Consider the following 15,445-nt stretch of genomic DNA (forward strand, 5'->3'; position numbering starts at 1 on the left):
TTGGCAGCGCTCACGCACGCGGACGTCCAAGCAATGTTGCGATACGCGTGAAGGAAGTGACCGGCACCGCCTTGGCGCTGCACCGCATGCAGATTGTCCGGATCCAGGAGCATGCTGGCTTACAGAGCCAGCTCCGCTGGCTGTGGTCCGTCAGCGCACGTGCGCTGACGGACCGACAAATCGCTCATCGAAGCACCCTAATCAACCAGCGTGCTTCACTGCACGCACGAAATGCAGCGTCGGCAACGCTTTCCTTGTCGGATCGCGCGGGACGATGCAAACAGATGAATCACCGCGCCGACCAGGGCACGGAACCCCTCAGCCAGCCTGCTCCACCAGGCTCGCCAATTCGTCTTCATCGAAGCCTGCCAGCAGACGCGCTTCGATATTGAACGGGCCGTGCAGGTAGCCGCCGGCGTAGTCGCGCAACAGTTCCTTGAAGCGCGCGCGCGGCTCGATGCCGGCCTGCTCGCAATACCAGCGATACCAACGCGAACCCGCGGCGACGTGCGCCACTTCTTCGCGCAGGATGATCTCCAGCACCTGCGCGGTGGCGGTGTCGCCCAGCGAGCGCAGTTTGTGGATCATGGCCGGCGTGACATCCAGCCCGCGCGCTTCCAGCACCCGCGGCACCAACGCCATGCGTGCCAGGCCGTCGTGCGCGGTTTTCTCGCACATCTCCCACAGCCCGTTGTGCGCGGCAAAGTCGCCGTAGTCGTGGCCGTGCGCGTGCAACCGTTCGCGCAGCAGCATGAAGTGACGCGACTCGTCATCGGCCACCGCCACCCAGTCGGCATAGAACCCGTCCGGCACACCACGGAACCGGTACACCGCATCCCAGGCCAGATCGATGGCGTTGAGCTCGATGTGCGCGATGGCATGGATGAAAGCTGCACGTCCCTCCGGCGTGCCCAGGCCGCGCCGTGGCAGCTCGCGCGGATGGACCAGCAACGGGCGCGGCGGGCGCCCCGGCATACGAATGGGTTCAGGCGCATCGGCCTGGGCCGGCAGCGGCAAGCTGTTCGCGCGAAACGCTGCGGCGTACTGCTGGGTCAGCGCGACTTTTTCGACCGGATCACACGCCTGCAGGCAGGCGTGCGCTGCTTGCAACAGATCCATCGTCACTCCCTGCGGCGCGCAACCTTGCACTGGCTGCGACGCGCGCACTCAAACCGCCGCGTCAGAGCGCTCTCAGTAATCAGGCGCGCCGGCGCTTCTTGGCATCGTCCGAACGCAGCTGCTGGATGCGCTCGAAATACCCTGGCTCGATACCGGTGATGTACTCGCCGTTGAAGCACGACGAATCGAACTGCTTGATGTCCGGATTGCCTTCGCGCACCGCCACTTCCAGGTCTTCCAGATCCTGGTAGATCAGCCAGTCGCAGCCCAGGAATTCCTGGATTTCCTGCTCGCTGCGGCCATGCGCAATCAGTTCTTCGGCGGCCGGCATGTCGATGCCGTAGATGTTCGGGTAGCGCACCGGCGGCGCGGCCGAGGCCAGATAGACCTTGCGTGCACCGGCGTCGCGCGCCATCTGCACGATCTGCCGGCTGGTGGTGCCGCGCACGATCGAGTCGTCGACCAGCAGCACCACGCGGTTGCGGAATTCCAGATGGATCGGGTTGAGCTTGCGGCGTACCGATTTCTGCCGTTCGCCCTGCCCCGGCATGATGAAGGTGCGGCCCACGTAACGGTTTTTGACGAAGCCTTCGCGGTACTTCACACCGAGCACGTTGGACATCTCCAGCGCCACATCGCGCGAGGTGTCCGGGATCGGAATGATGGTGTCGATGTCATGGTCCGGGCGCAGACGCAGGATCTTCTCGCCCAGCTTCAGGCCCATGCGCATGCGCGCCTTGTGCACCGAGATGTTGTCGATCATCGAATCGGGACGCGCGAAATACACGTACTCGAAGATGCACGGCGCATGGTCGGTCGGCGCGGCACAGATTTCGGAGAACAGCTCGCCACGCGCAGTGATCACCAGCGCTTCGCCCGGGCGCACGTCGCGCACGCGCTGGTAGCCGAGAATGTCCAAGGCCGCCGATTCGGACGACACAATGTACTCGGTGCCTTCGGCGTGTTCGCGCTTGCCCAGGACCAGCGGGCGGATGCCGTGCGGGTCGCGGAATGCCACCAGACCCAGACCCAGCACCACGCTGACCACCGCATAGCCGCCCTTGCAGCGGCGGTGCACGCCAGCTACTGCGCGGATCGCCGCTTCTGGGGTGAGCATGCGTTGCGCGTCCAGCTCGTAGGCGAACACGTTCAACAGCACTTCGCTGTCCGAATCGGTGTTGATGTTGCGGCGGTCGGCCTCGAACACCTGCTGGCGCAAGGCCTCGGTGTTGATCAGATTGCCGTTGTGCGCCAACGCGATGCCGTACGGCGAATTGACGTAGAACGGTTGCGCTTCGTCCATGCCTTCCGAGCCGGCGGTCGGGTAGCGGCAGTGCGCGATGCCGACGCGGCCTTCCAGCACCGCCATCTTCTTTTCGTCGAAGACATCGCGGACCAGGCCGTTGGCTTTTTGCACGCGCAACCGCGTGCCATCGGCCGTGGCGATGCCCGCGGCATCCTGCCCGCGATGCTGCAGGACGGTCAGGCCGTCATAGAGCTGCCCGGCGACGTTCTGGTTGCCGACAATACCGACGATGCCACACATGGTGCGCGTTCTCCGCTTCGGCTTGCGCCGTTACTGTGAAGGTGGCCGTGCCTGGCCTTGGGACTCGACCCGAGCCGGGTCGCTTTCTCCGCCGCGAACCTGCGCCGGATCGATATTGGCCGGCATCGCCTGCGTCGGATCGCGTCCGTCGCTGGCAGTGTTGCCGGGTTTGCCGAGCGCCTTGTTGATCGTGTCGCTCAGGCCAGACCCGGAGAGCGCCTTGCCCAGGTCCGTATTATCGCCTGCCGAAGGCAACTTCCCCAACTCCGCTGATACGTTGCCGAGTTCCATCGATGGAAGGTCCATCGAGGGCATCCGCCAGGCCGGCAGTTGCGCGCGCATCCAGCCAGCGCCCGGCGACAGCACCGGCAGCAGGACCGATTGCCGCCAGGCCGGTTCGCGCGGCAGCGGCGTGAAGCCCATCAGCAGCACCAGCACGCAAGCCAGGAAGGCCCCGCGCACCACGCCCAGACCGAACCCGAGCATGCGGTCGGTCCCACCGAGCTTGACCGCGTCCACGCCGGCGCGGATCACCATGCCGATCACCGCCACGCTGATCAGTACGCCCACGAACACCATGGCGTAGCCACCGAACGACTCGGTGGCCGAGGGGTGCTTGCCATCGGCCAGCCAGCGCGCGGCCGGGCCGCCGAACAGGAACGTGGCCCAGCCGGCCAGCAGCCACGACAGCGTGCCGACCACGATCGCCACAAATCCACGCAGCAGACCCAACAGCGCCGACACCAGGATGATGACGCCCAACACCATGTCGATCATGGCCAACCTCGTGACGCGGGGTGCGCGCCGCTTGCCTGGCAGGATGCAGTCATCATCGCCCTCCCCTCCATGGGTGTGAGGCTATCGAGAATCAAGGATGTGGACGCACCATGCCGGAGATGCCGACCTTGGCCGCCACCTGGGCACGCAATTGCTCGGCATCGCCACGGTTGGCCACCGGCCCGACGCGCACGCGGTTGAGCGCGCCCTTGTCGGTGCGCACCTGTTCCACGAACGCGCTGAATCCGGCGGCACGCACGCGGTCGCGCAGCGCATTGGCGTCTTCGGCACGGCCAAAGGCGCCCAGCTGGACCGCAAACCCAACCCCACTGGCGGCCGGCGCGGCGGGCGCGGTCGGCGCTGCCGCGACCGGCTTGGCCGGCTCGGGCTTGCTGGGTTCGGGCTTGGGCGCTTCCGGCTTGGCCGGCGCAGGCCTGGGTGCCTCGGCCGGCTTGGGCACTGCGGCCACTGGCTTGGCCGGCTCCGGCGGCAGGCTCTCGGTCTTGGTCGGTGCCGTGGTGGCCGCCGCGGTGGTGCTGCCGGCCGGCTTGGGCGCGGCGGTGCTCGGGGTGGGAGCGGTCACCGGTGCAGGCGCATTGGCACCGGCATCCAGCGTCACCACCTGCGCGTTGACGTCGCTGCGCACCTTGACCGCCTGCAGACGGGCCGCTTCGGCCTGCGCCTGCTCGGCATACGGGCCCACCCGCACGCGCCAGGCAGGGCGACCATTGATCTGGGTCTTTTCGCTGAAGCCGGGCAACTGCGCCTGCTTGAGCCGCGCGATCACTGCATCGGCGTCGGCACTGCTGGCGTAGGCGCCGAAGTTGACCGCGTAATTGCCGGCAGCCACCTCCGGTGCGGACGGCGTGCTCGACGGGGCGGCCAGATCGGCCGCATCGGGGTTGTCCTGCACTGCGGCCGGTGCGGTGGCAGCGCCCCGCATGCCGAGCGCGCCGCCAGCCGGTGTGGCACCGGGCGTGACCAGCGGCAATTCGCGGGTTTCAAACTCGCCAGTGCCGGGTGCGGCAGGCGCGTCGAGCGGAACATCGGCCACGCCACTGGAGGGCGCAGGGCCCTTCACCAGCATCGGCAGGAAGATCACGGCGAGCGCCACCAGAACGATGGCGCCAATCAGTCGCTGTTTCAGAACAGTATCCACGGAAGAGACAAGAGGCGGCGTGGCGGGGTGCCGCGGCGATTATAAGGCCGGCGCCCGGCAACCGACCTCAATGGCCTGAATGAAGTGCCTGCAACGCATCGGCCACGGTGTGGAAGGAGCCGAACACCAGCACGCGGTCGCCTGGCTGCGCCTCCGCCAGCACCGCATGCAGCGCACCGGCCACATCGCCATGGCAGGCCGCCTGTGCGGCGGCGGTGCCCTGCAGGCGGGCGCGCAAGGCCTCGGCCGACTGCCCACGCGCGCCCTCCAGCCCGGCCAGTGCCCATTGGTCCACACACCCGGTCAACGCCTCGACCACACCGCGCACATCCTTGTCCGCCAGCGCCGCATACAGCGCAACGGTGGTGCCGGCCGGCGTGGCCTTGCCCAGCGCCTGGGCCAGGGCACGCGCGGCCTGCGGGTTGTGGCCGACATCCAGCATCAGCTCCACCCCATCGCGCGCGACCCGCTGCAGGCGGCCAGGCAGCTGCGCGGCAGCCACACCCTGCGCCCAGGCGGTTGCAGGCACCTCGACCGGCAACGCCTGCAATGCGGCGATCGCCGCCGCTGCATTGGCCAACTGCACCGGCGCCTGCAGGGCTGGCATCGGTAGCTCCAGGGTCTGCGCAACATCACGCCAGCGCCAGTGCTGCGCATCGATGGGCTCATGGAAATAATCGCTGCCGGCGCGGATGGCGTTGGCGCCCAATTGGTAGGCGCGCCGCAACACACTCGATGGCGGGTCGATCTCACCCAGCACCACCGGCTTCCAGCCGCGGATGATGCCGGCCTTCTCCGCACCGATCGCCTCGCGGTCCTCGCCCAGCCAATCGGTATGGTCGATGTCCACGGTGGTGATCACCGCCACATCGGCGTCGATGATGTTGACCGCATCCAGGCGCCCGCCCAGGCCGATTTCCAGCACCGCCAACTCCAGCGCGGACTGCTGCAACAGCCACAGCGCGGCCAGCGTGCCGAATTCGAAATAGGTCAACGCGGTATCGCCGCGCGCCGCCTCCACCGCAACGAACGCGGCCACCAATTGCGCTTCGCTCGCCTCGACACCGTGGATACGCACGCGCTCGTTGTAGCGCAGCAGATGCGGCGAAGTGTAGGTGCCCACCTTCCAGCCGGCCGCCCGCCCAATCGCTTCGATGAAGGCCACCGTGGAGCCCTTGCCGTTGGTCCCGCCAACCACGATGACGTGTTTGGCCGGCGCTTCGATCTGCAACCGCGCAGCAACCTCGCGTACGCGCTCCAGGCCCATGGCGATGACGCTGGGATGCTGTTGCTCGATGTAGGCAAGCCAGTCGGAGAGTGTGTTGGGGGTGGTCACTGTGCTACCTGAGGTCTTGCGGGCAGCGCGCATTATCGCGGTTGCCCGGGTCCTGGACTACCAGCAGCAGTTTTTCATCCTTGACCCGCGGACGCTTGCTGTCTGCCACCAGTGAGCAGGTGGCAACGCGCTGAAGCTGGGACGACACCTATCCGGCCAACATGACGTCCACACCGTGGCGCGTCATTGCGGACCGTAGATTTCCACAATGTGTGTCCCCAATCGTGAGCGCTGCCCTTTCAATATCACTGCGACCTGCTGCTGTGGATAGCGGTGATACAGGTCTTCGTGGATGCAGAGGTAATCTGGAAACCCATGTTCCATTGGCCCACCCCGCAGCCGATATTCACAGGTGCTTCGACTCGATTGATGGTCCGTCTGCATGACGTACGCTTCTTCGAATGAACCGCCAATGGCCCAGGTCAGCAACCAGGGTGCCGTTTTTGCCAGCAACAACCACGACACAAAGCCCAGCATCACCGGTGTTGCGAAGAACATGAAGGCACTGAAAATACGCCCGTGTCCGTCCAGGTCCGTTGGTCGACCAAGACGCCGGTTGTGCCTGCGCAGCCACACCGTCAGCATGATGCCAACCGCTAAACATGGCCATTTCAAAGTGCGTCCTTGCAGGAATTGTGCAGGAACGAAATCGGCAAACAGGCCCAAGACAAGCAGACCCATCACGACGAAGAACGTTCCGATCTTCATCCATGCAAACAGTTTCGATGTCACTTGATCATCCTGACGAGGTACGTTGGAGCGTGCGCCGAATTACGGCAGGGCCGATGCGATGCGCATGCCCAGCACCGACCGCTGGCCACGCACCCGCATCGCAACCTGCTGGTCCGGATGCCGCCGATACAACTGCTCACTGATGCACAGATGGCTCGGGAAACGCTCTTCAAGCGGGCCGCCGCTCAACCGGTATTTGCAGGTCCGCGCACTGCGCACGTACTCGGTTTGCATGAGGTGGGTTTCTTCAAAATCCACGCCCGCGATACGCGTGTAGATCCACGGCGCGCCTCTGGCCAGCACGATCCAGCACAGCAACCCCAACAACGGCGGCGCCAGGCAGATCGCAAGCACGGTGGTGATCAGCTGCTTGCCGACGACCACCTTCCATCCACCGAAGCGATAGCCCTGCACGAGGATAAACGCCGTCATTGCCGCGCCCAGCAGCCACATCGGCGCAATCCAGTTCCGCCCGGACATGAAGGGTGCGGGGATGAAATCGGAGAAGCTCCCCAGCGCCAACAGGCCGGCTACTCCCGCGAGCGCCGTGATACGGAACGCTTTTGGCCACCGAGGCGGTGTTACGGTCGAACGCGCCATGGCGTCTTCCAGCGTCCTTGCTGCACGTGGCCTTACAACGCCCGATGCTTGGCTTCACCAAAGAACGGCGTGTGGTGCGCGCAATCGTTGAGGCGGACCACTTCCAGGTGATCGACGTCGTCGCCTTCGAGCAGGTTGAGCGTGGTGGGGGCCTGACGGAAGGTCCACAGCTTGGACAGCGGCAGGCCCAGGATCTTGCACAGAATCACGCGGTTGACCGCATCGTGCGCGACCACCAGCAAGGTGTCGTCTGCCCCCAGGCCGTCGGCGGCGCGCGCCAGACCGCGCCAGCTGCGATCGAGCACCTGACGCAGCGACTCGCCACCGGGCATCAGCACCGTGTCGGGTTCCTCGCGCCATGCGCGCAGGCGCGCCGGATCCTTGTCATTGATTTCGCTTGCAAGCAACCCTTCCCATTCGCCATGGGCGATTTCCTGCAGGTCCGCATCGGTCTGCAGCAGGCCTGCGCGTGCACTGCCAAGCGCCAACGTTGCGGTGGCCTGGGCACGCGAGAGTGGCGATGCCACTGCGCGGGTGATCTGCAAGGCCTGCAGACGCGCGCCCAACGCGGCGGCCTGCCCTTCGCCGACCGGTGACAGCGGGATATCGATCTGGCCCTGGTAACGGCCTTCGGCGTTCCACGGCGTCTCGCCGTGACGGGCAAGCAGGATGCGCATGCGCGAGAGATTCCTTGGGGAGGGGCCGGCTCGCCTTGCGGCCAGACGGGAGCGGCATGATACCGCCCTCGCCGCCTCCCCGGGCCGCGAATCAGCCAGACGGTGATCTGGTCGGCGCACCGTCCTGCGCGTTGCATGCCACCCGCACGCCGGCCAGAACCCGCGGCTGGCTCAGGCGCGACCGAGCGCCGGGTCGCTGCGACTGGGCTTGCCGGTTTCCAGGTGCCCGGCCAGCCGGCGGCGGAACGCGCTGCCCGGCTGCTCCACCACAATGTCATACCAGTGATCGCTTGCCGCCAATGTCAGGCGCAGAGTGTGGCGCTGCCCTGCGGCCAACTGCAGCGGCTGTGTGGTCGGCTCGGCGTAATCCAGCGCGCGCACCTGCAGCGTGCACGGCTGGCGCCCGGCATTGCCGATCTCCAACACCAGCAGCTCGCCATCCTGACGCGCCTGCACCCACGGCGCAGCCAACGCCGGCTGCTCGGCACCTAAATTCCCTGCGAACTCGCGCAAAAATCCATTCGGGCCGTGCACGCGCAATGCATACGCGCCGTCGTGCACCGCGCCCATCGGCACGTCGTCCAGCTGAGTGCCGGGCAAGACGGTGTAATACCAGGGGCCGCCTGTCGCGGCGGACGTGTACACGTTGAAGGCAGCTGCAGCGGCACCGGTGTTGACGAACTGCAACTGCACGCCGCTGTCATCGTGGACACGCGCATGCACCTGCAACGCATACGGCAGCGCGCGCGCGGGCCGCTGCCCTGGTTCCTGCCGCGGCATCTGCGCAGTGGTTGGCGGCACCGGCAGCGGTTTGTCGCGCACCGCGGCCGTGCGTGCGCGGTAGTCGCCGATCGCTGGCAGCGCGCTCAGCGCGGAATGGTCCGGCTGGCGGAAGTCGAACACGCTGGTGAGATCGCCACTCACCGCGCGTCGCCACGGGCTGATGTTGGGTTCGGCCACACCGAAACGGCGCTCGAGCAAACGCAGCACAGAGGTGTGGTCGAACACCTGCGAGTTGACCCAGCCGCCGCGCGTCCAGGGCGAGATCACCAGCATCGGCACGCGAATGCCCAGCCCCACCGGAACGCCCTCGTGCACTTCGCCGCGCGCGTCCACGTTACTGCGGCCCATGCGCGCATCCAGTGCCGGCAGCGGCGCAGGCACGTGGTCGAAGAAGCCGTCGTTCTCGTCGTAGTTGATGATCAGCGCGGTCTTGGACCACACCTCGGGATTGGCGGTGAGCGCATCGATCAGCCGCGCCACCAGCGATTCGCCATATGCCGGCGGCGCTTCGGGATGTTCGCAATAGGCGGTGGGCGGGATCACCCACGACACCTGCGGCAGTCGGTTGGCTTGTACATCGGCGGCGATGGCTGCGACCAGATGATCGGCCTGCGTGGTGGCGGCATTGTCGGCAGTGGACCCCGGGACGCACGCACGTGCGCGTCGATAGCGCTCATCGTTGCGATCCAGATCGCGATAGTGCGCAAAGTACGCCAGCGAATTGCAGCCGAAGTTGTCGTACTCCTGATACACCCGCCAATCGACACCGGCCGCCTGCAGCCGCTGCGCGTAGGTGGTCCATTGCATCGCGGCGTAACCGGGTTTGTCGCGCGCCATGTCGGCGGTCCAGTTGCCGTCGTCGGCATTGGTGACCGTCTGCGCACCGGTGTTGCCCACGCTCAAGCCGCTGGTACCGGTGAACAGATACATGCGATTGGGATTGGTGGGCCCGTGCAGCGAGCAGAAATAACCATCGCAAATGGTGAACGCATCGGCGAGCGCGTGGTAGTACGGAATATCGCTGCGCTGGAAATAACCCATCGTCAGCTCGCCCTTGTACGGCACCCAGGCGTCGTATTCCTGCCAGCGCAACGGGTCTTGCCCATGGCCGGCTTTCCAGGAGTGATCCAGGCTCTTGATCAGCGGCGCGCAGGTGTTGCGCGCATCGAAGGCGAACGGCAACACACGTCGCCCGTCGCTGGCTGCCTGGCTCCACACCGGGTTGCCGTCGCGTAACTGCAGCGCACGCGGGTCGCCGAAGCCGCGCACACCGCGCATGGTGCCGAAGTAATGATCGAAGGAGCGGTTTTCCTGCATCAGGATCACCACGTGTTCGATGTCGCGCAAGGTACCGGTGCGTGCGTTTGCCGGCAGTGCGAGCGCGCGTCCGATCGAGGCGGGTAGCGCACCGGCAGCCGTCAGTGCTGCCACACGTTTGAGAAAGTCGCGACGCGAGGGGGAGGCCGTCATGGAAGAAAAACCTTTGGAAAACACTGAAAAAGACGGCGTGCCGCAGCGGCGCGCGACGCCAGTGCACACGTATAGCCCCCGCACGCGACAGTTTTGCGACAGCCACCGTCATCAATGTTTCATGAGCCGTTGACACCCTGCGTCGCGAAACGCCGGTCTTGCACCGTGCGTCCGCCCTCAGCCGTGCTCGAACAGGATTCCCCCATGACTTCCGCCCGTCGTTTCCATGTCACGCCACTGGCACTCGCCCTCGCCGTGCTGCTTCCCGTCATCGCACACGCCGCCGACCCTATCCCCGCCAGCGCGGCGGACGCGCCGGTAACGCCCGCCGATGCGGCTGGCAACGCGACCCAGCTGGATGCGATCAACGTGGTCTCGCAAGGCAGCACGCGGCAGGTGCAACGCATCAGCCGGCAGGACATCGAGCAGCTGACACCGGGTAGCAGCGCCTTCAAGGCGGTGGAAAAGCTGCCCGGCGTGCAGTTCCAGTCCGCCGATCCCTTCGGCACCTATGAGTGGTCCACGCAGGTCACCTTGCATGGCTTCGACCAGAGCCGCCTGGGCTACACGCTCGACGGCATCCCGCTGGGCAACATGAGCTACGGCGTCACCAACGGCCTGCACATCACCCGCGCCATCATTTCCGAAAACCTCGGTTCGGTAGAGATCGCACAGGGCGCCGGCGCGCTCGGCACTGCGTCCAACACCAATCTGGGCGGCACCATGCAGTTCTACTCCGCCGATCCGCAGACCACGCCCGGCGCGCGGCTGGTGCAGACGGTGGGCAGCGATGCAACGCGACGCACCTTCGTGCGCGCCGATACCGGCGATCGCAATGGCCTGTCGGCGTATCTGTCCTACGCCAACGCCAGCACCGACAAGTGGAAGGGTTTCGGCGATCAGCAATCCGAGCAGGCCAACCTCAAGACCGTGTACCAGTGGGGCGATGGCAATCGCCTGAGCCTGTTCCTGGATACCTCGCGGCGCAAGGAATACGACTACATGGACTTGTCGTTGACCAGTCAGCGCGCGCTGGGTTGGGACTACGACTACCTGCAACCGGATTGGGCCACCGCGGTGCAGATGGCACGTGCGTATCAGACCACCGGTGCCACCAGTGGCGTGGCCAACGGCTATCCGCAATCGCTGGCCGGATTGCCGGACGACTACAGCTGGCTCGATGCCAGTTACTACGCCGGTGGCGGCCTGCGCCGCGACAATCTTGCCGGCCTTTCGGGCACGTTCGTGTTCGGCGGTGCAACCCTGGATGCCGCCGGCTACTACCACGCCAATCGCGGCGAGGGGCAGTGGGTGACGCCGTATGTCGTCACCTCGGCGCAGATCCCGGTGTCGATGCGCACCACCGACTATGGCCTGGACCGTTTCGGTGGTACCAGCGCATTGAAGTGGTCGTGGGGCAATCACGATCTGGAAGCCGGCGTGTGGGCCGAGAATGCACGCACCACGCAAGGGCGCAATTACTTCGCGCTGGGCAACGAGGGCTACACCTCGCTGTACAACGTGTATGAAGCGCAGCCCCCATTCCGCCGCGATTTCCAGCAGCGCTACACCACTCAGACCCGCATGCTGTACCTGCAGGACACCGTGCGCCTGCTCGATGACCGCCTGACCGTGAACTACGGCGCAAAGGCGCTCAGCACCACTACGCGCGCGCAATCGCTGGTGCCGACCACCGCGCTGGCGCAAGGCCGCATCCGTGCCGAAGACAACTTCCTGCCGCAAGTCGGCGTGAACTACAAACTCGACGAACGCCAGGACATCTACACCTCCTACAGCAAGAACATCGCCGCGTTCGGCTTTACGCCGTTCGCCACCTCGCAGGCCGCGTTCGACCGCAGCCGCTCCACGCTGGAGCCGGAAGAGTCGCAGACGGTGCAGGTGGGCTACCGCGTGCAGGACGCGCAATTCCAGCTCTCGGCCGACGCCTACTTCACCAAGTTCTCCAACCGCCTGTTGACCACCTCGCCGTGTACGGCCGTGCAGACCTGCGCATCGATCCTGAGCAACGTCGGCGCGGTGCACAGCGCCGGCGCCGACCTGGCGTTGATGTGGCGCCCGATCGAGGGCCTGAGCTGGTTGAACTCGCTGTCGTGGAATCGCTCGCGTTACCAGGACGATTACCTCAACAACGGCGTGGTCGCCACCGCGGGCAAGGACGTGGTCGGCATTCCGGCGTTGATGTTCTCTTCCAGCGCGAGCTACCAGATTGGCAACCTGCGGCTGGATCTGGACGGCAAGTATGTCGACAAGCGCTACATCACCTTCCTCAACGATTCGCAGGTGCCCTCGTACTGGCTGTTCAATGCCGGCGCGCGCTACGACTTCGGCCGCCTTGGCGGCGTAGCCGATGTCGCGCTGGCCTTGAACATCACCAACCTCACCGACAAGCGCTACTTCGCCAGCACCGGCACCAACGGCTATGTCGCCTCCGATCCGAATGGCTACAACCAGACCATGGTGGTGGGCGCGCCGCGGCAGACCTTCCTGAGCCTGGATGTGAAGTTCTGACGCTGGCGAATGAGCGGCGCAGGGGTGGATGCGCGTTGCTTCCGCGAGTGAATGCGGTGCAACGCCAGCGCATGGAGGAGTCCACCGTAGTGGCGCCTTCTCCGGCGCCAGCAAGTTCTCGACCTAAGCCATTCGCCGGTCGGGAGAGGGGCCGGCGAGAGCGGACACCGGCAGCGGCGCTGGACGGCACGGCCATCAAGCGCCGCACGTTGCATCGGGCGTTCCTGCCAGGCACTTTTCTTCAGGGGCAAGCTCTGGCGGGCTGATCCACCGCGCCACCAGTCGATCGCAAGCATCAGTCCGCTAGGGCGCGTCTGCGAGGCTGACATGCGTCTGTCTCGCACGCCTCCGGATCTCTCCATCAGGCACGGGCATTGCCCATTCCGCGACATGATCGACCGCAACGCGCTCAACGCCACACGCTTGACGCGCCTCCTGCTCCACCCCGTCGCCTACCAGGCCGAGTCCCACCGCAATCGTGCACCGCCGCATGGCGCCGACGCCCGGCCGCATATAATTGACGGCTTATCTTTCACTAAGCAGGTCCCGCCAGATGGCGCAGACGATGAAGGCGCTGGTCAAGCGCGAAGCGAGCAAGGGCATCTGGCTGGAACAGGTCCCTGTGCCCACCCCGGGCCCGAATGAGGTCCTGATCAAGCTGGAAAAGACCGCCATCTGCGGCACCGACCTGCATATCTACCTGTGGGACGAGTGGAGCCAACGCACCATTACGCCAGGCCTGACCATTGGCCACGAGTTCGTCGGCCGCGTGGCCGAGCTCGGTTCGGCGGTGACCGGCTACCAGGTCGGCCAGCGCGTCTCGGCCGAAGGCCACATCGTCTGCGGGCATTGCCGCAACTGCCGTGGCGGCCGCCCGCATCTGTGCCCCAACACGGTGGGCATCGGCGTCAACGTCAACGGCGCCTTTGCCCAATACATGGTGATGCCGGCCAGCAACCTGTGGCCGATCCCAGACCAGATCCCCTCCGAGCTGGCCGCCTTCTTCGACCCCTACGGCAACGCCGCGCATTGCGCGCTGGAATTCGATGTCATCGGCGAAGACGTGCTGATCACCGGCGCCGGCCCGATTGGCATCATTGCCGCCGGCATCTGCAAGCACATCGGTGCGCGCAACGTGGTGGTCACCGACGTCAACGACTTCCGCCTCAAGCTGGCCGCCGACATGGGCGCCACGCGCGTGGTCAACGTGTCCAAGACCTCGCTCAAGGACGTCATGGCCGACCTGCACATGGAAGGCTTCGACGTGGGCCTGGAAATGAGCGGCAACCCGCGTGCGTTCAACGACATGCTCGATTGCATGTACCACGGCGGCAAGATCGCGATGCTCGGCATCATGCCGCGCGGCGCTGGTTGCGATTGGGACAAGATCATCTTCAAGGGCCTCACCGTGCAGGGCATCTATGGCCGCAAGATGTACGAGACCTGGTACAAGATGACCCAGTTGGTGCTGTCGGGTTTTCCGCTGCAGAAAGTGCTGACCCACCAGTTGTCGATCGACGAGTTCCAGAAGGGGTTCGACCTGATGGAAGAAGGCAAGGCCGGCAAGGTTGTGTTGAGCTGGAACTGAGTAACCGCTCCACCGCTGTGAAACGCAAAAGGCGCCGGAAGGCGCCTTTTGCATGTCAGCCTCAGTGATTATCTCGACACGCATCACCGGCGCTGTCGCTTCGCCGCCAGCTGCACCAAAAATTGATCGCCCTGCCCCACTCTCATGCCCGCAGCGCGCTCCAGTGTTCCAGCAAATGCCCTGAGCGCAGCGCCTTGCTTACGGCCAGGTCACCGTCGCCGTGGCGACCAGATGGTTCTGCGAATTCTGCCGGCCAAATCCGAACTCCGCCGCTTCGCTGGTGTCGTAGTAGCCCACGCTCAAACCGAGCGGGCCGAACGCCTTGCCCACGTTCACCCCGAAATCGTTGTAGTCGTGGTCCACCTGGCTAAGCGAAGAGGTATAGATGCTGTGGCCCGCGTGCGCGCCAAAGGTGAAGTCGTACGGCAGCGTCCAGTTGGCGTCCAGCGCGTAGTAGTAGCCATCGGTCTTGGTGCCGTACAGATCGTTGGTATAGGCAACCGTGACGCTGTAGGTTTTCAGGAACGTGGTCTTGGTGATCAGTTCGGCGTAATTCGACGCGCCCGCTCCCAGATACTGGTAACGGTTGACCATGACATCGACATTCCAGTTGGCCCCAAGGTCCTTGTTGTAGCCGACAAAACCATCCACTTCCCAATCCGGATCGTCCGCGCCGTAATCGACGTTGGAAGTCCAGGTGCCGATGTACAGGCCGAACGGTGTCTTGTAGGTCAGCCCGGCCTGAAACGCAGCCTCTTCGTTGGTCTGCGAAATGCCGCGGAACAGGTAATCGCTGGTCACCGCGAAGGTGCCGGTGAACGGTGAGGCGGGTGCGTCTTCGTCCTGTGCCTGTGCCAACGGCGCGGCACCCAGGAGCAACAGCGACAGGCAACAAGCAAGCGAGGATGGCTTCATCGGGCATCTCCTGGAGCGGTGGGCGGTCGGATTGCATGAAGCGAGACTGCACAGACTTATTAGTCCAACTGCCATTGCAGTGCAACATAAATGTCGCGCTCGCTTGACCTGGCGCACATCCTTCGACGGCAGGCCGTGCTCCTCAGCCTCCCTTTCATCGACCGCCGACGCCCAATCTTGATGCGTGCACCGACGCGTCACAGCCACGCGCGAA

Annotated in this window: 12 protein-coding genes; 2 read left to right on the forward strand and 10 right to left on the reverse strand. The window is 65.3% G+C overall.

Annotated elements, in window-relative coordinates; all coding sequences use genetic code 11:
- Nucleotides 1–318 precede the first annotated feature (318 nt).
- From ACCQ09_RS16630 to ACCQ09_RS16670, 9 genes are all read right to left on the reverse strand, one after another.
- A complete protein-coding gene (locus tag ACCQ09_RS16630) occupies nt 319–1,119 on the reverse strand; it encodes a ferritin-like domain-containing protein (protein ID WP_050911676.1) in 801 nt (266 codons plus the stop codon).
- Nucleotides 1,120–1,198: 79 nt separating this feature from the next.
- Entirely contained in the window at nt 1,199–2,665 is a 1,467-nt protein-coding gene (gene purF, locus ACCQ09_RS16635; RefSeq protein ID WP_011036167.1) for an amidophosphoribosyltransferase, read from the reverse strand.
- A gap of 30 nt (nt 2,666–2,695) precedes the next feature.
- A complete protein-coding gene (locus ACCQ09_RS16640; RefSeq protein WP_050911909.1) occupies nt 2,696–3,442 on the reverse strand; it encodes a CvpA family protein in 747 nt (248 codons plus the stop codon).
- 91 nt (nt 3,443–3,533) lie between these two features.
- Nucleotides 3,534–4,601: an SPOR domain-containing protein gene (locus ACCQ09_RS16645; protein WP_011036165.1), complete on the reverse strand. Its 1,068-nt coding sequence runs from the start codon at nt 4,599–4,601 to the stop codon at nt 3,534–3,536.
- A gap of 67 nt (nt 4,602–4,668) precedes the next feature.
- Complete coding sequence (gene folC / locus ACCQ09_RS16650; RefSeq protein WP_372386291.1) at nt 4,669–5,868, reverse strand: bifunctional tetrahydrofolate synthase/dihydrofolate synthase; 1,200 nt, start codon at nt 5,866–5,868, stop codon at nt 4,669–4,671.
- Between the two features lie 252 nt (nt 5,869–6,120).
- Nucleotides 6,121–6,645: a hypothetical protein gene (locus ACCQ09_RS16655; protein ID WP_040941695.1), complete on the reverse strand. Its 525-nt coding sequence runs from the start codon at nt 6,643–6,645 to the stop codon at nt 6,121–6,123.
- A 63-nt stretch (nt 6,646–6,708) separates the two neighbouring features.
- Nucleotides 6,709–7,269: a hypothetical protein gene (locus tag ACCQ09_RS16660; RefSeq protein WP_040941696.1), complete on the reverse strand. Its 561-nt coding sequence runs from the start codon at nt 7,267–7,269 to the stop codon at nt 6,709–6,711.
- A 32-nt stretch (nt 7,270–7,301) separates the two neighbouring features.
- Nucleotides 7,302–7,946 (reverse strand): histidine phosphatase family protein, encoded by a 645-nt coding sequence (locus ACCQ09_RS16665; protein WP_014506844.1) that lies wholly within the window; start codon nt 7,944–7,946, stop codon nt 7,302–7,304.
- Between the two features lie 171 nt (nt 7,947–8,117).
- Nucleotides 8,118–10,199 (reverse strand): phosphocholine-specific phospholipase C, encoded by a 2,082-nt coding sequence (locus tag ACCQ09_RS16670; protein ID WP_014506843.1) that lies wholly within the window; start codon nt 10,197–10,199, stop codon nt 8,118–8,120.
- Between the two features lie 114 nt (nt 10,200–10,313).
- Between ACCQ09_RS16670 and ACCQ09_RS16675 the strand changes: the two genes are divergently transcribed.
- Together ACCQ09_RS16675 and tdh are read left to right on the forward strand one after the other, a co-directional pair.
- Nucleotides 10,314–12,728, forward strand: a complete 2,415-nt coding sequence (locus ACCQ09_RS16675; protein ID WP_228428156.1) for a TonB-dependent receptor — start codon at nt 10,314–10,316, stop codon at nt 12,726–12,728.
- Between the two features lie 553 nt (nt 12,729–13,281).
- Nucleotides 13,282–14,316: an L-threonine 3-dehydrogenase gene (gene tdh / locus ACCQ09_RS16680; RefSeq protein ID WP_014506840.1), complete on the forward strand. Its 1,035-nt coding sequence runs from the start codon at nt 13,282–13,284 to the stop codon at nt 14,314–14,316.
- 198 nt (nt 14,317–14,514) lie between these two features.
- On the opposite strand, the gene ACCQ09_RS16685 is transcribed toward tdh, so the two are convergent.
- Nucleotides 14,515–15,231, reverse strand: a complete 717-nt coding sequence (locus ACCQ09_RS16685) for a TorF family putative porin (protein WP_014506839.1) — start codon at nt 15,229–15,231, stop codon at nt 14,515–14,517.
- Nucleotides 15,232–15,445 lie beyond the last annotated feature (214 nt).

It is taken from the genome of Xanthomonas sp. NCPPB 2586 (assembly GCF_041475775.2).
GTDB lineage: Bacteria > Pseudomonadota > Gammaproteobacteria > Xanthomonadales > Xanthomonadaceae > Xanthomonas > Xanthomonas campestris.